The 20,586-nt window shown below is 45.1% G+C and carries 21 protein-coding genes and 1 tRNA gene; 5 read left to right on the top strand and 17 right to left on the bottom strand.

Annotation, left to right across the window (positions count from 1 at the left end; genetic code table 11):
- Positions 1-65: 65 nt before the first annotated feature.
- Positions 66-620, bottom strand: a complete 555-nt coding sequence (locus tag MHI12_RS09605; protein ID WP_405172238.1) for a hypothetical protein — start codon at positions 618-620, stop codon at positions 66-68.
- Positions 621-880: 260 nt separating this feature from the next.
- Here MHI12_RS09605 and MHI12_RS09600 point away from each other — a divergent pair, with 260 nt between their 5' ends.
- The 3 genes from MHI12_RS09600 (at position 881) to MHI12_RS09590 (ending at position 2,151) form a co-directional block, all read left to right on the top strand.
- Positions 881-1,039 carry a helix-turn-helix domain-containing protein gene (locus MHI12_RS09600; protein WP_405172237.1) on the top strand — a complete coding sequence of 53 codons (159 nt, stop codon included), beginning with the start codon at positions 881-883 and terminating at the stop codon, positions 1,037-1,039.
- 145 nt (positions 1,040-1,184) lie between these two features.
- Positions 1,185-1,493 carry an Arm DNA-binding domain-containing protein gene (locus tag MHI12_RS09595; RefSeq protein WP_405172236.1) on the top strand — a complete coding sequence of 103 codons (309 nt, stop codon included), beginning with the start codon at positions 1,185-1,187 and terminating at the stop codon, positions 1,491-1,493.
- Positions 1,494-1,677: 184 nt separating this feature from the next.
- Positions 1,678-2,151, top strand: coding sequence for a site-specific integrase (locus MHI12_RS09590; protein ID WP_405172964.1), 474 nt, complete (start codon positions 1,678-1,680; stop codon positions 2,149-2,151).
- A 228-nt stretch (positions 2,152-2,379) separates the two neighbouring features.
- Here the strand turns inward: MHI12_RS09590 and MHI12_RS09585 are convergent.
- A tRNA-Ala gene (locus tag MHI12_RS09585) sits at positions 2,380-2,452 on the bottom strand.
- Positions 2,453-2,637: 185 nt separating this feature from the next.
- Positions 2,638-3,105 (bottom strand): transcriptional regulator NrdR, encoded by a 468-nt coding sequence (nrdR, locus tag MHI12_RS09580; RefSeq protein WP_036609807.1) that lies wholly within the window; start codon positions 3,103-3,105, stop codon positions 2,638-2,640.
- Positions 3,106-3,221: 116 nt separating this feature from the next.
- Here nrdR and MHI12_RS09575 point away from each other — a divergent pair, with 116 nt between their 5' ends.
- The gene (locus MHI12_RS09575; RefSeq protein ID WP_017689472.1) at positions 3,222-3,443 is read left to right on the top strand and encodes an alpha/beta-type small acid-soluble spore protein; all 222 of its coding nucleotides are present in this window, start codon (positions 3,222-3,224) and stop codon (positions 3,441-3,443) included.
- An 82-nt stretch (positions 3,444-3,525) separates the two neighbouring features.
- Here MHI12_RS09575 and MHI12_RS09570 read toward each other — a convergent pair whose 3' ends face one another.
- The 12 genes from MHI12_RS09570 to MHI12_RS09515 all read right to left on the bottom strand — a co-directional run bounded on the left by MHI12_RS09570 (position 3,526) and on the right by MHI12_RS09515 (position 16,870).
- Positions 3,526-4,089, bottom strand: coding sequence for a lytic transglycosylase domain-containing protein (locus MHI12_RS09570; protein WP_036609809.1), 564 nt, complete (start codon positions 4,087-4,089; stop codon positions 3,526-3,528).
- Positions 4,086-4,682, bottom strand: coding sequence for a dephospho-CoA kinase (coaE, locus tag MHI12_RS09565; protein ID WP_405172235.1), 597 nt, complete (start codon positions 4,680-4,682; stop codon positions 4,086-4,088). The genes MHI12_RS09570 and coaE overlap by 4 nt, the downstream gene beginning before the upstream one ends.
- A 9-nt stretch (positions 4,683-4,691) precedes the next feature.
- Complete coding sequence (locus MHI12_RS09560; protein ID WP_405172234.1) at positions 4,692-5,465, bottom strand: manganese efflux pump; 774 nt, start codon at positions 5,463-5,465, stop codon at positions 4,692-4,694.
- A 142-nt stretch (positions 5,466-5,607) separates the two neighbouring features.
- Positions 5,608-6,435, bottom strand: coding sequence for a DNA-formamidopyrimidine glycosylase (mutM, locus tag MHI12_RS09555; protein WP_036669994.1), 828 nt, complete (start codon positions 6,433-6,435; stop codon positions 5,608-5,610).
- A gap of 118 nt (positions 6,436-6,553) precedes the next feature.
- Positions 6,554-9,208 (bottom strand): DNA polymerase I, encoded by a 2,655-nt coding sequence (gene polA, locus MHI12_RS09550; RefSeq protein WP_405172233.1) that lies wholly within the window; start codon positions 9,206-9,208, stop codon positions 6,554-6,556.
- Between the two features lie 236 nt (positions 9,209-9,444).
- Complete coding sequence (phoU, locus tag MHI12_RS09545) at positions 9,445-10,104, bottom strand: phosphate signaling complex protein PhoU (protein WP_341006648.1); 660 nt, start codon at positions 10,102-10,104, stop codon at positions 9,445-9,447.
- Positions 10,105-10,167: 63 nt separating this feature from the next.
- Positions 10,168-10,923, bottom strand: a complete 756-nt coding sequence (gene pstB / locus MHI12_RS09540; RefSeq protein WP_036609821.1) for a phosphate ABC transporter ATP-binding protein PstB — start codon at positions 10,921-10,923, stop codon at positions 10,168-10,170.
- A gap of 227 nt (positions 10,924-11,150) precedes the next feature.
- Positions 11,151-12,332: a methyl-accepting chemotaxis protein gene (locus MHI12_RS09535; RefSeq protein WP_405172232.1), complete on the bottom strand. Its 1,182-nt coding sequence runs from the start codon at positions 12,330-12,332 to the stop codon at positions 11,151-11,153.
- Between the two features lie 152 nt (positions 12,333-12,484).
- Positions 12,485-13,213: a response regulator transcription factor gene (locus MHI12_RS09530; RefSeq protein ID WP_091032528.1), complete on the bottom strand. Its 729-nt coding sequence runs from the start codon at positions 13,211-13,213 to the stop codon at positions 12,485-12,487.
- A gap of 279 nt (positions 13,214-13,492) precedes the next feature.
- Positions 13,493-15,313 carry a two-component system histidine kinase PnpS gene (pnpS, locus tag MHI12_RS09525; RefSeq protein ID WP_405172231.1) on the bottom strand — a complete coding sequence of 607 codons (1,821 nt, stop codon included), beginning with the start codon at positions 15,311-15,313 and terminating at the stop codon, positions 13,493-13,495.
- A gap of 43 nt (positions 15,314-15,356) precedes the next feature.
- Entirely contained in the window at positions 15,357-15,704 is a 348-nt protein-coding gene (locus MHI12_RS09520) for a cupin domain-containing protein (RefSeq protein ID WP_405172230.1), read from the bottom strand.
- Positions 15,705-15,997: 293 nt separating this feature from the next.
- Positions 15,998-16,870, bottom strand: coding sequence for an SDR family oxidoreductase (locus MHI12_RS09515; protein ID WP_405172229.1), 873 nt, complete (start codon positions 16,868-16,870; stop codon positions 15,998-16,000).
- A 389-nt stretch (positions 16,871-17,259) separates the two neighbouring features.
- Here MHI12_RS09515 and MHI12_RS09510 point away from each other — a divergent pair, with 389 nt between their 5' ends.
- Positions 17,260-18,819 (top strand): histidine kinase N-terminal 7TM domain-containing protein, encoded by a 1,560-nt coding sequence (locus MHI12_RS09510; protein ID WP_405172228.1) that lies wholly within the window; start codon positions 17,260-17,262, stop codon positions 18,817-18,819.
- Between the two features lie 262 nt (positions 18,820-19,081).
- On the opposite strand, the gene MHI12_RS09505 is transcribed toward MHI12_RS09510, so the two are convergent.
- Both MHI12_RS09505 and mdh read right to left on the bottom strand, forming a co-directional pair.
- Positions 19,082-19,507, bottom strand: coding sequence for a hypothetical protein (locus MHI12_RS09505; protein WP_017689485.1), 426 nt, complete (start codon positions 19,505-19,507; stop codon positions 19,082-19,084).
- Positions 19,508-19,642: 135 nt separating this feature from the next.
- Positions 19,643-20,584: a malate dehydrogenase gene (gene mdh / locus MHI12_RS09500; RefSeq protein ID WP_405172227.1), complete on the bottom strand. Its 942-nt coding sequence runs from the start codon at positions 20,582-20,584 to the stop codon at positions 19,643-19,645.
- Between the last annotated feature and the right edge of the window lie 2 nt (positions 20,585-20,586).

Here is a 20,586-nt window from a genome sequence, read left to right as displayed (position 1 = left end):
ATTGATTCCAATAATTAACTTTATATCATAAATAGATACACCTAAAACTTATTATTCTACATAGATCAATTATTTTCTATTGCTTGAAAGCGATCTTCTATAGATTTATTACTATAAGCGAATAAGGTTTCATGCATTAGCAATTGATCTATTGCATGGATGAATTTAAGTGAGTCTGTCATAAGAAGAACGGTTATATCATTATTCATATGACTCTCTGAGCCTGATTCCAGAGTACAATGACTCCTGAAAACATGGATAGAACGATTAATTAAGTCCACATCATTATGGGGACCTATTACACCAACCTTCCTACCATGTATTTCGGATTTGAGACTTTGATTAGCATGTATTCTTGAATCAATAGAGTGGATATGCTTAGAACGATTGTACAAATTACAAAACAAGTTAGACAAAACCTCTTTTGTTTGTCCATTATCCCCATACAAATTAAGTATAAACTCAGGCTTCATTTTATTATTGAGCTTAATTAAACCTGATAGTGTTGAAAGAATTGTGAATGACAACAATGGGAATGTTACAGAGCTTGTTGCCACATTGAGTAATTTATAAACACTTGAAAAAGCTTGTTCGTCACTTATTTCCTGATCTATTTTCACTTGAAACTTTTTGTTTGTCCCTATCTGAAATGTAAATTTCGGCTGTAGGGAATATTAGAACGTTAGTTATTCGTTCAAATCCAGAATCATTGATAGTAACAGTAACGATGCTCCGATTAGAATCGCTTACTTGGAATCCGGGTTAACCTGCTCTAATACTACCTCAAATTCATGAACATTACTTATATCTATTATACCAATAGGTACTTTACTTATTATTTTCTAAGATACACCAATAACCAATTAGAAAGGATGGTAACATGTTTACTCAATATGATGACATTATGACGGTTGAAGATGTGATGGAAACTCTCAACATCGGGCTTTCTAAACTTTATGAACTTCTCAAGAGCGGTCAAATAAAATCGTGGAAAATGAAGGGGTATCGTATTCCGAAAGAAGCACTCAAGCTAAGTTAAATTTGAATCGACATTACAACTAATTAGCTCAACCTTGAAATGAAGGTAATTAAAATTTAATAACGCTATAACATCTTTCTAATTGGCAGGAGCCTAAAACTCCTGCCTTTTTGCATTTTAATTTAATCTCTGGGAGGAACTACACATGCAGATGAAAGCTCATAAAGACGAAAAAACAGGAACTTGGTGGTTTATAATTAGTGCAGGAAAAGATGAGAATGGCAAGCGAAGACAAATCAAAAGACGTGGTTTTAAAACCGAAAAAGATACGCTCAAAGAACTAAGACAAATCATGCAGCAAGTAGATGACCAAACATACATCAAAAATAGCGATTTAAAATATGCCGAATTTATTGAGGGTGAATGGTTAAACAGTAAAGAATCCAAGCTCAGAGACGTTACCTTCAAAACTTATAAATCAAATATTCAAAAACATAAATCAGGAGATGGGTAAGATTACTACAGTTATGATTGAGAAGTTTTATACACATCTCCGTAAAGAGACTGGACTTTCGCCCCGATCTATGGACGTATGGGAACTCAATGACGTAGTATAATTTTTAAAAGCTGCCGAAAAGGACAAACTCCATACCGCTTTTCTGCTTGCCTTAACTACACGGACAATCTGAAATACTCGCATAGCGTTTTGGAAAGATGTTGATTTTTCTAAACGTATATTACAAATTCGTCAGACCCTCAGTCGTGACGGTAAAGAATTAATTCAAGGGACTAAAACCAAAACAAGTTCAAGAAAGATTAATTTAGGAGCACGTTTAATTACGGAATTAGAAAAACAGCAACGGATATACAAGAAAGAAAAACTCGCCGCTGGATTCGATTATCAAGACCACGACTTAGTGATTTGTACAAACTCAGGAAAAGCATTAAATCCACGAAATTTACTTCGTAGCTTCTATCGTTTAATCAGAAATGCGGATGTTCCTCCAATTCGCTTTCATGACCTTAGACACACTGTCGCCTCCCTCATGCTCGCTCAGAACATCAACCCTAGAATTGTAAAAGAAATTCTTGGACATTCGGACATAAGACTAACGTTGGATATGTACTCTCATCTTTTACCTGTCATTCATCAACAGACCGCTTCTCAATAGGAGGATATGTTGTTTGGTTCGCAATATTAGTTCGACTTCAATTCATCAAAGTATTACGTAAATCGGGCTATAATATGTACCATCTTAGATTCAACCAATCAAAAAAACATCAAAAATTTCTTCACTGTGACCATTCGTGTGACCAGAACAATAAATCCAAACCATTTTCTCATAGCAAAAACCCGCCAAACACTCGAAAATCCTTGTGTTTAGCGGGTTCTGTAAGTATGGAGCCTAGGGGGATCGAACCCCTGACCTCATCGCTGCCAGCGATGCGCTCTCCCAGCTGAGCTAAGGCCCCAGGATATGAAATAGATAACTTGTCCAACACTGCAACGTTCCACAGGCGACTCCTATATCATATAAAATCCAGCTTTCGCTGTCAATCACTTTCTCAAGATCCAAAGTGATTGGAGAAGAACAACCGATTTCTCTGGTACACACGGACTGGAACTCCAGACTGCTCTTCTCCCTTTACCAACTTCACTAATCCTCCAGATCGTCTTTGGACAACAGGGATTTCAGTTCTTTCATGAACATATTGATATCTTTGAACTGGCGGTATACCGACGCAAAACGGACATACGCCACTTCATCGACCGGAAACAACTGTTCCATCAATAGCTCACCAATCTGGCGACTCTCCACTTCAGCATCGGCTGTATTACGCAGAGATTTCTCCACTTCAGATACCATCATCTCCAGGGTCTCTACGGAGACTGGGCGTTTCTCACAGGCACGAATAAGCCCGCGGAGAATTTTATCCCGGCTGAACTCTTCCCGGCTGCCATCTTTCTTAATGACAATCAGTGGAGTCTCCTCAATCATCTCAAACGTTGTAAATCTTCGGGCACACTGCTCACACTCACGGCGACGACGAATGGATTTTGCTTCGTTGGCCGGACGCGAATCAAGCACTTTGGTACCCATATAACCGCAATAAGGACACTTCAAAACAGATCACTTCCCACGTTTTACTTTTTACCACATATTCCCTGTACTGATTTTGTAATGAAAAACGCATTGCCGACACATAATACTTTTACCAACCCGCGAGGAGGTGAACAGCAATGGCACAAAGCAATGGTAACTCCAACAACTTGGTGGTAACTAAAGCTTCCGCAGCACTCGAGCAAATGAAATATGAAGTTGCTCAAGAACTCGGAATCAGCATCCCACAAGACGGATACCAAGGTAACATGACTTCTTACGAGAACGGTTCGATCGGTGGATACATCACGAAGCGTCTGGTAACAATTGCAGAACAGCAATTGGCAGGTCAATACCAATAATATCTGCATCGTAATACGCTACACAGAGGAGCATGGAGCGGCCGGTGAATAACCGGCCTGCTCTGTGCTTCTACTTATATACTTAGAACGTATTATAGATCTTTACATACTGATTATAATAGTAAATGACTCTTTGTACATAGTGACGCGTCTCACCAAACGGAATATCTTTCACTGTATCGAACGAGCCATCCCATACACCATCTCTAAGCCAACTGTTTACTTTGCCTGGTCCCGCATTATAGGCAGCGATCATAACTGCTTCATTGCCATCGAATTGATCAGACAGATTCCGCAGATACCATGTGCCTAATTGAATATTTCGTTCAGGCTCGTGCTTCAATTCCTCCAGCGAAGTGTCGGGAATTTTGGCTTGTTCCAGTATCCAATTCGCCGTGTCCGGCATCAGTTGCATGAGCCCAATGGCACCTCGTTTGGATTCCTTGCTTGTCTTAAAATTAGTCTCCACCTTGATAATGGAAGCAATCAGAAACGGATCAACCTCATAGCTCTGAGATTGGGCACGGATCTCTTCCTTATAATGTATGGGATAGAACCATGCCATCCAATTTGTATTCAGAAATAACACCAGTACAAAGGACACAAACATCAACAGCAGTACACGTTTCTTACGCAATATTCTCATAACAAACCCTTACGCTGTAGATATGAGTCAATTTGCTGCTCCGTCGCAGGCCATAAGCCGCTGTTATCGATGACAATGTCTGCCAGCTGCTTTTTGCGCTCAATATCCATCTGTACATCCATTCGAGCCTCAGCCTGTGCTGCAGTCATTCCATCCCGACTCATCAAGCGATCTCGTTGCACCGATCTCGGGACATATACAACCATGACTTCCTCGAAACCGTCCTCCAGACCTGATTCATAGAGCAAAGGAATATCAGACACCACAAGTTTATCCGGATGTTGCAATTCGTATGCAGCAGCCCGTTCGCGCATCTCTTTTCGGATCGCCGGATGTGTAATAGCCTCCAGTGCCTTTCGTTCCTCTGGTTGTTGAAAAACAATACTTCCAAGCTTTTTCCGATCCAGTGTTCCATCTTCGTTCAGTATGGCTTGTCCAAACCGCTTAACAGCGGCGGCCAACACGGGATGCCCGGGCATCATAACTTCCCGGGCAATAACGTCTGCATCGATGAGCAACGCTCCCTTACTGGCGAGATAGGCGGAAACACTGCTTTTGCCTGTCGCGATCCCGCCGGTTAAGCCTATATTCATCGTTTCACCTCATAACAACTTCATTATTCCCATAATCATTAACAATAGCGCTGGCAATACAGACAGTCTTCGCATCCAGCGCAGAGCTGAGAATCGTAGGCCAACCTTCATGCCGAGTGACAGAAAAGCCCCACTAAACAGTGCAATAATGAGTGCTGTCCATAGTGTAGGGAATCCCAGAAGTGCCGCTCCCAAACCTGCTCCAAACGCATCCAGAGACAGGGCAATACCCAGCCACATCGCTTCCTGGGCAGATATACTGCCCGAGTTATCCATATCCGCCTTGGAGGGACTGCGAAGGATCTGAATGACAACGCCCAGCTTGCGCAGCTCCAGTGTAAATACCATTCGTTCCAGTGATCCACTTGAAGCCGACTGTTCCAGATCCAGTGCGAGCACCTGATTCCTGCCCTTTGAATCCGACAGTCTCTCTTGTGCTTCTCCCACCCCAGTTACCGTTGCTTCTCTTCCCTCACCCGTTCCAGTGTCTGTTTCCAACTGTTCTTTGCCTTGCTTTCGAATAAGTTGCAACAGTGACCATGCGCCAATACCTATCAATATAACGGCTCCCACAATCGAAGCGATATCCGGTGACACCACATGGGACAACAACACACCTACTTGCATCGACAAGGCAATAACCAATCCCGAACAGATCGAAATAACAGCGATAGATAACAGGGGAATCTTAGTCCTCCGTAACCCATATGTAATCCCGACTCCAAAACCATCTAAACTAAGCGCCAAAGCAAGCGCCAGCAATGAAATAAAATGATGCAGCACCCCGGACTCCTCCTCTGTGCGGTACTCGTGCCAACTGAAGATGCCAGTATGGGTATACGCCCGCTTATTTCTGCCATATCAGTATATGGAGGGAGGAATCCAAGGGTGCTATGATTTCATCATTTCGTTCATTCAGTTCATGTTACAGCAGCTGACAGTTCGGACAAAAATGCGTGCCTCGGCCACCAACCACCGTTTTTTCAATTAACGTACCACAAGTTGTACAAGGTTCTGATTTGCGTCCATAGATTTTCAGTTGATGCTGGAACATCCCCATCTCACCCTGTCCATTCACATAGGACTTGATGGAAGATCCACCCGCATTCACTGCATCTTGCAACGTAGCCACAATCGCTTCATGAAGCACCGTTAACTGAGCTTCGGTCAGTGTCTTGGCGATCGTCTCGGGATGGATACCTGCGCGAAATAGAGCCTCGTCCACATAAATATTCCCGATACCAACCACATATGCCTGATTTAAAAGTACAGCCTTGATTTTGGTTGTACGCTTGCCAACCGCCTCGCGGAATGCAGTTACCGTAAAGGCTGGATCAAGCGGCTCCAGTCCCAGCTTCAGCAAAGGTTTGGACACCAGTTCCTCACCTGCATTGAACAGATGCATCGTACCGAACTGACGCACATCCTTATAACGCAATTCCGTACCATCATTAAAATGGAATATCACATGTGTATGCTTCTCCACATCTTCATGCTGCTCGTACACACCGTACCTTCCTTCCATCCGCAGATGGGAGACAAGCACCAGCCCGTCCAGCAAAATACGCAAAAACTTGCCTCGACGCTCCACCCCAATGACGGTATGTCCCGCGAGTTCCATTGCAAATGCATCTATGTCGTCCGGCCGCTGAATAATCCGCGGCAAGCTAACGGTAACATGATCAATCGTTTTGCCCACAATAAGTTGATTCAATGTTCTTCTGACTGTTTCGACTTCCGGTAATTCCGGCATGATGTTCTCACCTCCCCTATATTATAACGGAAGATGGCGCTCAGCGGGACCCTTTTCTTATATCTCAAACATGGAAAGTCCTTTTGTAAAATACCGGAAAAACCGCGCGGCACTTGATTTATTTCGCTTCGTACCAGTTATCACCAAAGCTGACTTCGGCTTTCAGCGGAACCGACAGTTCCAATGCTTTTTCCATAACAGAAGGGACTAACTCTTTCATCAGTTCCAATTCATCCGCAGGCACTTCGAATACAAGTTCATCGTGCACCTGAAGCAACATACGGCTCTTCAACTTGCGTTCCCGCAGCGCTTCATCCATCTGTACCATGGCCAACTTGATGATATCTGCCGCTGTTCCCTGAATCGGTGTATTCATCGCCGTACGCTCTGCGAAGGAACGCAGATTGAAGTTGCTGGCATTAATCTCTGGCAGATAGCGACGTCGTTCCAACAACGTTTTGACGTAACCATCCTGGCGAGCTTCCTTAACAATGTCATCCATGTATCGGCGGACACCCTGGAATACTTCAAAATACTGATCAATAAACTGCGCAGCCTCTTTACGTGTAATATGCAGGTTCTGTGATAAGCCATAATCACTTATTCCATACACGATACCAAAGTTAACTGCCTTGGCGGAACGACGCATATCCCCATCCACATCCTCAGGCTTCACGCCGAATACATCCGAAGCGGTCTTTGTATGAATATCCATATCATTGACAAATGCTTCCTTCAAGCGCTCATCGTCCGAAATGTGGGCCAATACACGCAGTTCAATCTGGGAATAATCTGCTGCCAAAATGGACCATCCGGGCTCGGAAGGAACAAATACCTTCCGGATTTTGCGACCTTCTTCCATCCGAATCGGAATGTTCTGCAAGTTCGGAAATTGACTGCTAAGTCGTCCCGTTGCAGCAATGGTCTGACGATAATACGTATGCACCTTGCCATCCCGATCGGAAATCTCCTTGAGTAATCCTTCCACATACGTGGATTGCAGCTTGGCAAGCTGACGATATTGCAGAATATGCTTGACCACATCATTATAAGGGGCCAACTTCTCCAATACTTCAGCATCTGTGGAGTAACCCGTTTTTGTTTTCTTCACCACCGGCAAGCCCAGTCTATCAAACAAAATCTCACCCAATTGCTTCGGTGAATTCAGATTAAATTCCGTTCCTGATTGCTTGTAGATCTCTGCCATCAACCTGCTGATCTGTTCTTCAAACTCACTGCCCAAAGCCTGAAGATCAGCTGTATTGGCCTTGATACCCAGTTTCTCCATGTCTGCCAATATACGTGATAACGGCATCTCCAGCTCGTGGAAGAGCGAGTTCATCTCATCGCCCTCCAGTGCCTGTTCCTGAAGTGGAATAATAGCTGCTACTGCAGCGGCTTTGCGGCACAGGAAATCGCCCAGAACCTCCACTTCCGGCACCTTGTACTTGGCCCCTTTGCCCATAACCGCGTCATCCTCCACAAGTGACGGCAGACCATACTTGGTCGTGAGTCCACTAATCGTCTGGTTGGATTCCGTTGGATCAAGCAAATAGGCCGCCAGTTGTACATCAAATGACGCACCAGCAAATTCAATGCCATGCGCATGCAGGGCCAGGTCCACACGATGAAGATCGTACCCGCGCTTTGGCTGCTCTGAATTACCAAGCCATGCCCGCACTGGAGCCGCTGCCTCGGAATGAAGCAATTCGGGAGATAAGAACGTATATGTTCCAGCAGAACCTACAGCTAGTCCAATCAGTTTCGCTTGGTGCGGGTTATCTCCATGTGTCTCCACATGGAGTACATCAATGGAATCCAGTGAACTGAACAGCTCACTGATGTTGTCCTCTGTTGCAATGGAGGATTCAACTTCGGCAGCAGGGACCGCTTCCTGTTCAGAACCGATGCTGCCACTGAACGACAGGCGTTCGAGCAAGGATTTAAATTCCAGCTTAGCTAATGCAGGGCCAGCATGTTCTTCTTTTAATCCCGCGAATTGCATATCCTCCCAAGTCTGCTCCAGCGGAACTTCCCGGTGAATCGTCGCGAGTTGTTTGCTCATCCGGGCATCTTCGGCATGGGCCTCGATCTTTTCTTTCATCTTGCCCTTCAGCTCACTTGTGCCGTTCAGCACATCTTCTACCGATCCGAACTGGTGCAAAAGCTTCAATGCTGTCTTCTCTCCAACCCCGGGAATACCCGGAATGTTATCGGACGCATCGCCCATCAGACCCTTGAGATCAATGATTTGCAGCGGCGTCAGACCATAACGCTCCTTAATCTGAGCAGGATCATACAGTTCAATATCGGTTACCCCTTTACGCGTCAGCCCGATATGTACATGTTCGGAAGCAAGCTGGAGCATATCTTTGTCACCCGATACAACAAGCACCTGTCTGCCCGCTTCATCTGCGTGTTTGGTTAACGTTCCGATGATGTCATCCGCTTCGAATCCAGCCAGCTCAAACTGAGCAATGCCAAGTCCTTTCAGCAGTTCTTTGAGCAAAGGGAATTGCTCTGACAACTCTGGTGGTGTTTTCTCCCGTCCGCCCTTGTATTCCTGGTACCCTTCGTGGCGGAACGTGATTTTGCCTGCATCAAATGCAACCATGACATGTGTAGGTTTATGCTCTTCAAGCAGTCTCAGCAGCATCGTGGTGAAGCCATATACCGCATTGGTATGCAGACCTTTCGAGTTGGTCAGAGGCGGCATTGCAAAAAACGCCCTGTAAATAATGCTATTTCCATCTATGAGAATAAACTTGTCCATTCCAGCACCTCGCGTATTATATGGTCAACCTCTTCAAATTACATCTACTCTCATGATACCATACCCACCTGTCACATCAAAAAGATTAGCCATCTTTTCACATCATATTTACTCGCAAAAAAGAACCTTCTCCGCAGACAGCCTGTGCACAGGCCACCTGAGAGAAAGTCCTTTTCCATTCATATGATTGCATTACTTAATCAGTACTGATTCCCCAATTCCAAATCAATACTCTTTTATTGATTCAGATCCGGACGTTTACCTGTCACCAGGTACACCGTGCTCTCACCAATGTTGGTTGCATGATCGCCAATACGTTCAATGTAACGTCCAACCATCATCAGCAGCATAGCCTGTGAAGCCTGATTAGGATGCTCTGTCATTAACGTGTAGAGATCACTGATCATGTGGCTGTACAGTTGATCGACCTGATCGTCCGTTTGAGCCATTTTATAGGCCAGGTCTGTGTTTTCTTTCAGGAAAGATTCGATGGATTCATCAATCATGGATTTCACGATTTCTGCCATTTGCGGGATATCCACCAGAGGTTTAATCAGCTTCTGTCCATCCATCCGGAGTGTCACCTTCGCCACGTCGAGCGCAAGATCTCCCATACGCTCCAGATCACTGGAGATTTTGAATGCCACGATAATACGTCTAAGATCCTTCGCCACCGGCTGTTGTGTGATGATCAGTTTGGAGCCAAGTTCCATAATTTTGTCTTCAAGGGCATTCAGATTCGCATCATTCTTGATGATGACCTGAGCTTTCTCCGCGTTCATCGTTTGTAAACTCTCAATAGCACCATCCAATGCTGATCCTACATGTTCACCCATTTGTTTGAGCAAGGTACGCAGCTCTTCAAGCTCCTGATCAAATTCTTTTCTGCGAATCATAGATTTCATGTCCTCCTTATCCATCATCTCCGGTTATGCCGGGATCATTCCAACTCAACTCGCTTAACCGAACCTTCCAGATATATAATCCTCGGTCCGGGAATCTTGCGGTGTGGAGAATAACGTCTCCGTATCAGCTGCCTCCACCACTTCACCATTCAGGAAAAATACCGTGCGTCCAGATACCCGTGCCGCCTGGTGCATATTGTGGGTAACCATAACGATCGTGTACTTGTGATGCAATTCCTTCACCAGTTCCTCAATCTTCAATGTGGAGATTGGGTCGAGTGCAGATGTTGCTTCATCCATCAGCAGAACGTCAGGCTGTACAGCCAGCGCCCGTGCAATACAGAGACGCTGTTGTTGTCCGCCCGACAAACTAAGTGCCGACTTTTTCAATACATCCTTCACTTCATCCCATAGGGCAGCATGGACAAGACTTTGTTCTACCAACTGATCCAGTTCAGCCTTTTGGGTTACCCCGTGCAAGCGCGGTCCATAAGCCACGTTATCGTATATGGATTTTGGAAAAGGATTCGGTTGTTGAAACACCATGCCCACTCGTTTGCGCAGTGTCTCCACTTCAATCTCATTACTGTAAATGTCAGAGCCATTCAGCATAACCTGTCCTTCCACACGAACACCCGGAATCATGTCATTCATCCGGTTTAACGTGCGAAGCAATGTCGATTTACCACAACCTGACGGCCCGATGAACGCAGTAACGGTTTTTTCCGGCAGATCCATCGATATATTTTTAAGCGCGTGATGCGTATCATAATATAAATTAAGATTTTCAATGTGAATGAGGTCCTTCATGGATGTTCACTTCTCCTTCGCTGCAGGGACACTAAAACTCCCTTTACGTTGAGACCGATACTGATAATCTTTCATCGCTGCTCGGCCATCTTTAATATCCTACCCTTTCATTGTAAAAACAGTATCACTTTCATGTTAACGGAATGTAAAAAAGACATCCTTAACCTTCATGATCTGCTTGATGGATCAATCTGATTGCTGATGCCTGCCTTATTGACTACTTTATATTACTCACTATTCGAAACCATCTCATCCAGCTTCGTACGAATGTGCTCTGCGACTTCTCCAGCTTTCCCGCCTTCCATGGCGATCTCTTCTGCTATACGAGACAAATCTCTCACTGCACTGTTCAGTTGTCGGAACGTTGCTCCCCCTGCGGTGACATGTACCGAACTGTCGTCAATCTCCGCTCCGCTTGCCTTAACCAGTTCAACAGTCTGAAGGGTCAATCCACCAATATTCTCTAGCAATGAAGACATGTTCCCCGCAACCTCACGGGTCTGTTTTGCGAGCGCTCGAATCTCACCTGCAACAATCTGAAAACCTCGTCCATATTCACCGGCATGAGCTGCTTCGATGGAAGCATTCAGGGCGAGGAGACCACTTTGATCTGCCAGGGAGCGAATGGAATGTGCCATGCCTGAGCCTGTTTTGATCGAATTCAGCATGTGATCCGCATGTTGTCCTTGACTCTCCATATGCTGATGTACCCGGTTATAGGAAGCATCAACGTGTTTCAAACTCTCTTCACCCTGCTTGGACAATGCCATGATCTCACGGGCCTCATGTACAGTCTGATTGGCTGCATTCACCAGCTTGGTGACCGCATTGTTGATTCTGGATATCTCCTGTCTGCTCTCGGTTACAGTACGTATGCGCTCTTCCGTAACAGCCTGTTGTAATCTGCGAGATAGCGACATTACGTCACGCATCGTCAGCACACCAAGCAGTCTGCCTTGGTCCGTAACCAGCAGACAGTCGTAGAAATGTTGTTCATCCCGTCCAAGTGCGATATCAATAATCGTTGAGGCTTCCATATGAATATCTGCAACAACGGGAGACTTATTCACTACTTGTATGACCGGCTTACGGTAGAATAGATCTGCGGCAAAACGGCCATTTAACATCCGATATAACGTCTCTCGCATTAACAATCCGGTAGGTTTCATCTGCTCATCACACAGTACAATACATGGGTGTTCCTGATCCTGATTCATCATCGTGGCAGCTTCTCCACAGGTGGTATGGACTCCGGCGACAGGTACTTGACGGTAATAGTCATGTAAATGGATTACAGGTTCTTCAGCAACAACCGTTACTTCATGATGCTGCTGTTCGGGTGTCGCTATTTCTTCATTATGTAAAACAACATGAGGCTGGTCAGGTTTCACTTCGAGCAACATGGGCATAAATGCGCAATCTCCTTTACGTAATACCTCCGTCTTGAGGTGGGTTATGTAGGTACAAAGTATCACTCAGATAAGTCCATGCTACTCCCTCTACGTAAAGAAAAATCTTCCTTTATGTTAAATGAACGTAAAATAAAACTCCCCGATCATTGTTAACTTGAATGATGGGGAGTTTTTCTTTTGACAACCAATTTATAACCTACACCACGAATGGAATCAATGTGAACCGATTCCGGGTCCAACTCCAGCTTTTTACGTAATGAGCTGACGTGTACGTCCACCGTTCGTTGACCTCCGATATAATCGAAGCCCCACACAGCGTTCATCAGATCATCCCGCGTCAGTACCACACCCGGCTTTTTAGCCAAATATAGAAGTACTTCGAACTCTTTCGGACGAAGGCTGATGGATTGCCCACCCAGTGTCACTTCATATTTCAAAGGATAAATCTCCAGCTCTCCCAGAATAATTCGTGAGCCATCCTTGTCCTCAAGCTGTGGTAAATCTTCACCATTGGAATAACGTCTTAATACCGCATCCACTCGGGCTAATAACTCAGATACACCAAACGGTTTGGTAATATAATCATCGGCACCTGATTTCAGTCCCTGTACAACCTCGGCTTCACCGTTCTTGGCCGTCAGAATGATAACCGGTGTACTGACACCCTGTATTCTTAACTTGTTCAGAATGTCCAGACCATTCATGCCCGGAAGCATCAGATCCAGCAAAATGAGATCAAATTCCTGGGACAAGGCCCGATCATATCCTGCAGATCCGTGATCCTCTGCCGTAACGTCGTAACCTTCCTGTGTCAGGTTATACGTGAGTAATCTTGATAATGTAGGTTCATCTTCAATAACTAGTAAACGCTGTGCCATGATACCCCTTCTCTCTTCATAGGTTGTCTGTTGCCACAACACTTTTTCTATCATAGCACTAATTTGTTAACGCGGTGTAAAACAATACACACTTTTTACATTTTGATAGGGCGTGTCTGAAAATTCTGAAGGAAGCAGATTTTTCCGAATTTTCGTTCCAAGCCAGGAAGTTTTCCGCAGGCGTGCCGGGGCACGTCAAGGGAAAGTGACGCAGCAGGGGGCGAAAAGGCGGTAAAAGATGCACTTCAGCGAATTTTGAGACACGCCCTAACCAGACGCCTACATCTCTTCTTCCTGAATGAATGGAAGGATAACACGGAACGTTGTCCCCATGCCCAGTTCACTCTCTACAGACAATTTGCCATGATGCAGTTCCACCAGATGTTTAACGATGGAAAGTCCAAGGCCTGTGCCCCCTGAATTACGGGATCTGCCTTTATCAACACGATAGAACCGCTCGAAGATTCGCGGCAAATCTTTTTTCGGTATGCCAATTCCTGTATCCGACACCGCAAAGACAACTTCATCATCGTTATCCATCGTCACCTGTAACTTCACTCGTCCACCATCGGGGGTATAGTTGATGCCGTTGGATAACAGATTGATGAAAATCTGCTTCATCTTGTCCTCATCCGCTTCAATGTACAGCTCCTCCGGAACATGCATTTCCAGACGAATCTGCTTTTTCTCCGCCACCTTGGACAAGGTGCCCAGCACCATTTCGAAGAAAGAGTGTACATGAACAGGGGAGCATTGCAGCGGCGCGCGTTTCGATTCAATTTTGGATAACTCCAGAATATCCCCAATTAATCGGTTAAGTCGATCTCCTTCATCATAGATGATTTTCAGGAATGATCGCTCTGTCTCCTTATCCTGTACACCGCCGCTGAGCAACGTTTCGGCAAACCCTTTGACCGCAGCGACTGGTGTCTTGAGCTCGTGAGAAACATTCGCGACAAACTCACTACGCATCGACTCCAGTCTACGGATCGCCGTCACGTCCTGTAAAAGGAACAACATGCCTCGATACCCGCCATCATCTTCGGACATGGGTACCCCATCAATACGAATCAATTTTTCCTCCGGGTTGAACACACTTACTTCTTCATGCATCCGTTCTTTCAGTGCAACACTCTCTTCAATGGTACGTGTTAATTCGTAGTGTCTTTTCAATTCAGTATAAGGCTTACCCGTAACCTTTCCTGCCTGAATACCAAGCATACGCTCCGCTTCCCGATTGACCAGTGCAATGGATTGCCCTGCGTCGATCATGACAATACCTCCGGTCATGTTCGCGAGGACACTCTGTAACAACGCTTCATTGTCACGGATCGTCTTCAGTTGGGACTGCAAGCTGTCTGCCATTCCGTTGATCGCAAGCCCCAGTTGTCCGATCTCATCTCTACGCGTTACATCAACTCTGGCATCGTATTCCAGCTTGGTGATCCGATGAGCAACTTTCGTAATATGCTCAATGGGGGAGGTTAATCCGCGTGCAACCCGATAACTGACAAACGCGACAATTAAGAACAATAGCCCAAGTGCAGCAAACATAATCATCCAACCACGCTGAAGACCCTGATCAACCGCATGCAGACTCATGGAAAGGCGGATGTACCCATCAAATTTGCCGCTAGGTATTTCAATCATGTCACTTTGATCCGAATTCACAGGTAGTGCTACATACAGCATGTCCTGTCCCAATGTCTCACTGTAACGTATGGATTGTCCGTATCCATCTCCGACGGCACCCTTAATCTCCTCACGGTTCAAGTGATTATCCATCGATGCCGGATCACTCTCGGAATCTCCAATGACCATGCCGTCTTTATTGATGAAGGTTACCCGGGAATCCGTCAGACGATCCAGTTCCAGCGCCCGATCTGAATAATACTTTCGTGTGGCTTCCGAGGTAGGATCACTTGCATCATGGAATGGAAAAGTTGCTTTGAGCAAATTAATCTCGCGCACCATGGTTTGCTCCAATGCGGTTATATGCGTAGTCTTAAACACTCTGCCCATCGTATATCCAGCCACAATGACGGATACGCCGATCAGCACCATCATAATGATGGCAAGGCGAATTCGGAACGGTCTCATCTATCTCTTCCTTTATGATCAGATTAATATCTAATGAATTGCTCTACATTGAATCCAGTTCAATTCGGTCCCCACGGGTACCCGGATTGGAAATTACGAGAAACTCCACTTCTTCGTCGCTCCGGTTCATCATCTGATGAGGCTCTCCCGGAGGAATCTCAATCCCTTCATGGGGTTCCAGCACAAACGTGTCTCCATTAAGTTCCATACAGGCTTCACCGCTGAGGATGAAAAAAAACTGACGGCTTACCGAATGAACATGTCGTATTTCAGCCGTTCCTGCGGGCATTCGTTCATGAATAATGCTCAGTGTTTCATTTTGAACGAGATGCCAACCGTCGCACTGTGCACCCCATATATAATGTGCTGCATTCTGTTTGCTCATTTTCATATGACTTGTCCCTCCGAGTATAATTGCTCGATCTATCATATCACAGATTAGGGGACTCCCAATCTTTTCAGTGAGTACTTTGTAATACGCTATCAAATGCAGTCAGACAAGGATAATAATAAAATATCATAGTTGTATCAACAGAGATGCCGACTTTTGTAAACAGGTGCTAACCGTATCTTTGACATACATATTCACCTGATATAAAAAAAGACGCACCGCTCAGCCATGCTGAAAGCGATACGCCTCTCTATATAATCAATCTTATCCTGAATCTAAACGTCCTTAACGTATTATCCGTTCACCACTTCGCCGCCATTCACATGCATCACCTGTCCGCTCACATACGAAGAATCATCTGAAGCTAGATATACATAGGCTGGAGCCAGTTCATCCGGTTGTCCTGGCCGCTTCATTGGCTGCGTTGCGCCGAACTCACTTACTTTTTTCTCATCAAATGTGGATGGAATGAGTGGTGTCCAGATCGGCCCTGGTGCAACGGCATTGACACGAATTCCCTTCTCAATCACATTCATCGATAACGAACGAGTGAACGAAGTGATTGCTCCTTTGGTAGATGAATAGTCAAGCAGGGTTGGGCTTCCGCGATAGGCTGTGATGGAGGTTGTATTAATAATCGTACTGCCCTTCTTCAGATGTGGCAGAGCTGCCTGCGTCACATAGAACATGCCGAAGATATTGGTACGGAATGTACGCTCCAACTGTTCTGGCGTAATATCCTCCAGATTCTGCTGTGGATGCTGTTCTGCTGCGTTATTCACGACAATGTCCAGTTTGCCCAGTTCATCTATTGTCTGCTGAACCGATTTCTTCGCAAAGGCATCATCACCAATATCACCTGCAATCAAGATGCACTTGCGTCCTTCTTGTTCGACCTGACGCTTCGTTTCCTTGGCATCTTCGTGCTCGCTCAGGTATACAATGGCGACATCCGCGCCTTCCTTGGCATACGTAACAGCAACAGCACGTCCAATTCCGCTGTCACCCCCTGTAATAAGGGCCACCTTACCCATCAGTTTACCTGCTGCCTTGTATTCAGGCTTCTCAAATTCCGGTCTGGGATGCATCTCCGATTCAATACCGGGGCGTTGATCCTGATGCTGTGCTGGCATTGTTTTTTGATTTTGTTGTGTGTTGGTTGACATCTAACATTCTCCTCTCAAAATGTGAACATGTTTGGATTACAGAAGACATGGACTCTAACTGTAACCTTCCTTGTCTTTCGTTCTCTGAAAAAGTCTCATTCTGTAGGATGGCATGAACAGTTCAGATTATTCTTCTGCGATGAACAGCAACTTAAGCCTCAGTGTGCCGTCTCTAATCGTTATTTACCACTCTCTTTGGATGTCAAACAACCGATTTGCTTCAATGCCTGTTTTGCAAAAATTCGAAATTTATTCGAAATTAGACTGTTTCATGATACAAAGTGTATTCCTATGCTGCTTGGGCTGATGTACAATGTACAGTATACTGATGTGCTTTAACTCTCATTTTTATTGGTTTAATCATTCTAACCTAACATGGAGACCTGACAATGGAATCGCATATTAATACATATATAACACTCGTAGCTACTTCAGCCGTGCTGAATGTCTTTTTGTGTTTATATACCTATTTCAGAAGATCCGAGATCCCCAGTTCCAAGATATTCATTCTCTACACAGCTGCACTCTCCATATACACTTTTGGTTATGCGATTGAGCTGGCCAGCAACACGCTGGAACAGATGAAGTTTTGGACCACCGTGGAGTATATAGGCATGCCCTTCTCCGCATCTCTTGGCCTCATGTTGATGATAAAGTACACAGGAAAAACGTTATCCAAAAAGGTAACTGCAGCGCTGTTTGTAATCCCTTCCATTACCCTAGGTATGGTTGCAACCAATGACTTTCATCATCTATTTTATAAAAAAGTATGGCTGAGAGAAGGTAGTCCCGTTCCTCTGATGGATATCGCAGTGGGTCAATGGTATGTTGTACACGGTGCATTCACCTTCTCCTGTCTGTTATGTGCCTGCCTCATCCTGATTGGACAATGGAGACATACCAAGAAGATGTATCGTCGTCAACTACTTACTCTCATTACTTCACAGATTATTCCTATGGTCGCAGCTTTTCTGTATTTGCTTGGTTTGACCCCCGGCGGGATGGACCCCGTACCCGTACTCATGTGTATCACATCTGCCATGTATATCTGGGCGATTCTATCCTCACGTCTACTGACCATCGTACCCATCGCCAAAGACAGTATTTTCGAGAGCATGCGTGAAGGTGTTATTGTACTGGATAGTTTCAATCGACTGGTCGATTACAACAGATCTCTGCGTGACATGTTGCCAGAGCTTAATACAACCATGATTGGCCAATCCTTGGATGATATCTGGCTTAAACTTGCTGGAAAGACGTTTCCCGTTGAATACGGAAGAGAAGGATTGCAAACCGATCTGTACTGGCAGTTAAATGGAGAGACCGTCTGTTATCAGGTCAGGACATCTTACGTGTATAACAAGGATGCACAGACTGTGGGCAGTCTAATTATGTTAATCGATATAACGGAACAACGCTTCTTGCAAGAACAGCTGAAACAACTGGCTTATTTCGATGGTCTGACCAAAATCTATAATCGCACTCAATTTTTGCATAGAGGACGGGAGATTTTGAGTGAAGCTCAGCTTAAAACGCAACCTGTATCATTTATTTTATTTGATATTGATCACTTTAAACGCATCAACGATACCTACGGGCATGATGTTGGCGATCAGGCCATCATTCATGTGGTCTCTGTTTGTAATCGATATTTAAGCCCTGAGTTGTTGTTTGCCCGATATGGAGGCGAAGAGTTTGTCATCGCTCTTCCGAATACCTCGCTTCAAGAAGCCGAAGAACTAGCAGAGCAACTGAGAGCTGCCTTGTTGAATGACCCCCTGGATGTTAAGGGAGTACCTATTACGCTGACCTCAAGCTTTGGTATTGCCCAGTACAATGGAGGGTCAGATTCGCTGGAGTCCTTGTTACGCGACGCTGATACTGCCTTGTACGAATCCAAACGTAATGGTCGAAATGCAGTGCGTGCGTATACTGTGAGTACAACCTAGCCAATGTAGACCGTGTCTGATGGAATATGCAAGATGTTATGTAAGGTAGGCTCCTAATAGTTCCAGATCAAATAAACCAAGGACTACTGATTTCATCTTGGTAATAACAAAAAATAGACAGCCAATGAGGCTGTCTATTTTTTGTTTGTTTCAACGAAACACCATCTTACATATCTTCCGGCTTGTCCTAATTACGTCTGCAAACGCTTAACCAACAACTAACAAACATCTTCGTAAGGTGGATTAACCGTCCGCGACGCACTTAGATCACCTGATTATTCACCATCAGGTACACCATGATTAGCAAGAATACAGCCAGAAGTGTACTGAACATACGGATCTTGCTTTGCTCAGGACCCACATCACGTTTGTTTTTCACACCTTCTGCAGCGAGTCGCAGCGGTTTACCCATAATTCCTCCAATAGCCGCAATAGCCAAGAGCAGAACAACAACGACAGCCATCCAGACATGAGAATACTCACCTTTGGTCATCAGGTAACCACCAGTAAGAAGTTGGATTACAAGTCCATACTGCGCAACTTTGTTCAAAGAACGAAGCGATGCAAAGGCTCCCTCTTGTGCTGCAGCATTCAAGGTACGGATTTTACCGACCACGAATGGCAGAATCAAATAGAATCCCATCGCCAGTGCTCCAACAATATGGAGCAGATACATAATCATTGTCAAAATTTTCATCCTCCTCAACATTTTCGGTGTGCTATACATCACATCTCATTATACTGGGGAACTTATCCAAAGAAAAGAAAACCTCCGGTTTTACCGGAGGTTTTCTTTTAGCTTCTGTTCAAAAAGTTTTCAAACTTACAGGTTTACTACAGAAATGACGTTGCGAACCGAATCAGCCGATTTGTCCAATCCTGCTTTTTCTTCCGCTGTCAGGTCAAGTTCGAATATTTTCTCAATGCCATTACCACCCAAAATGGTTGGTACACCGAGGAACAGATCATTATAGCCATATTCACCTTCAAGATAAGCGATCACTGGAATGATACGTTTCTTGTCCTTCAAAATGGCTTCGGTCATCTGAACAAGCGAAGCTGCTGGTGCATAATAGGCACTGCCGTTACCCAGCAAATTCACAATCTCGCCTCCGCCAACACGTGTGCGTTGAACAATGGACTCAATGCGGTCTGCCGGAATCAACGTATCGATCGGAATACCACCTACACTCGAATAACGAACGAGTGGCACCATGTCGTCTCCATGGCCGCCAAGAACGAATCCACGAACATCTTCAACAGATACGTTCAACTCTTGCGCAATGAAGGTACAATAACGTGCTGTATCCAGAACACCTGACTGACCGATAACACGGTTTTTAGGAAAACCAAGGGTCTGATAAGCTGCATAAGTCATCGCATCCACCGGGTTGCTTAGAATAATGACGATGGAATCAGGGCAATATTTTTTCACATTTTCACAAACGGACTTCACGATACCCGCATTCGTATTGACCAGATCGTCGCGGCTCATACCCGGTTTACGGGCGATACCAGCGGTGATGACTACAATCTCAGAACCTGCAGTATCTTCGTAGTTGGAAGTACCGACGATATGACTGTCAAATCCTTGAACAGGACTTGCTTCCATCATATCGAGTGCTTTCCCCTTCGTCGGGTTCTCCAGTTGAGGAATATCAACCAGCACAACATCCCCGAGTTCTTTTTGGGCAAGCATTAATGCGGTCGTAGCACCGGTAAAACCGGCGCCGACTACTGTGATTTTTTTGCGCTGAATAGTCAAGA

The organism is Paenibacillus sp. FSL H8-0280 (assembly GCF_045040665.1).
Lineage (GTDB): Bacteria > Bacillota > Bacilli > Paenibacillales > Paenibacillaceae > Paenibacillus > Paenibacillus xylanexedens_A.
The sequence above is the reverse complement of the archived record's forward strand: the minus strand, read 5'-3'. Positions and strand labels throughout refer to the sequence as shown.

Excerpts from the sequence above, each read along its gene's own strand:
- MHI12_RS09510 (WP_405172228.1), top strand. The coding sequence starts at position 17,260 with ATGGAATCGCATATTAATACATATATAACACTCGTAGCTACTTCAGCC.
- pstB (WP_036609821.1), bottom strand. The coding sequence starts at position 10,923 with ATGAAGGACCTCATTCACATTGAAAATCTTAATTTATATTATGATACG.
- polA (WP_405172233.1), bottom strand. The coding sequence starts at position 9,208 with ATGGACAAGTTTATTCTCATAGATGGAAATAGCATTATTTACAGGGCG.
- MHI12_RS09515 (WP_405172229.1), bottom strand. The coding sequence starts at position 16,870 with ATGTCAACCAACACACAACAAAATCAAAAAACAATGCCAGCACAGCAT.
- MHI12_RS09570 (WP_036609809.1), bottom strand. The coding sequence starts at position 4,089 with ATGAGAATATTGCGTAAGAAACGTGTACTGCTGTTGATGTTTGTGTCC.
- MHI12_RS09535 (WP_405172232.1), bottom strand. The coding sequence starts at position 12,332 with ATGCCCATGTTGCTCGAAGTGAAACCTGACCAGCCTCATGTTGTTTTA.
- mutM (WP_036669994.1), bottom strand. The coding sequence starts at position 6,435 with ATGCCGGAATTACCGGAAGTCGAAACAGTCAGAAGAACATTGAATCAA.
- phoU (WP_341006648.1), bottom strand. The coding sequence starts at position 10,104 with ATGATTCGCAGAAAAGAATTTGATCAGGAGCTTGAAGAGCTGCGTACC.
- MHI12_RS09530 (WP_091032528.1), bottom strand. The coding sequence starts at position 13,213 with ATGGCACAGCGTTTACTAGTTATTGAAGATGAACCTACATTATCAAGA.
- MHI12_RS09600 (WP_405172237.1), top strand. The coding sequence starts at position 881 with ATGTTTACTCAATATGATGACATTATGACGGTTGAAGATGTGATGGAA.
- MHI12_RS09575 (WP_017689472.1), top strand. The coding sequence starts at position 3,222 with ATGGCACAAAGCAATGGTAACTCCAACAACTTGGTGGTAACTAAAGCT.
- MHI12_RS09520 (WP_405172230.1), bottom strand. The coding sequence starts at position 15,704 with ATGAAAATGAGCAAACAGAATGCAGCACATTATATATGGGGTGCACAG.
- MHI12_RS09595 (WP_405172236.1), top strand. The coding sequence starts at position 1,185 with ATGCAGATGAAAGCTCATAAAGACGAAAAAACAGGAACTTGGTGGTTT.
- coaE (WP_405172235.1), bottom strand. The coding sequence starts at position 4,682 with ATGAATATAGGCTTAACCGGCGGGATCGCGACAGGCAAAAGCAGTGTT.
- pnpS (WP_405172231.1), bottom strand. The coding sequence starts at position 15,313 with ATGAGACCGTTCCGAATTCGCCTTGCCATCATTATGATGGTGCTGATC.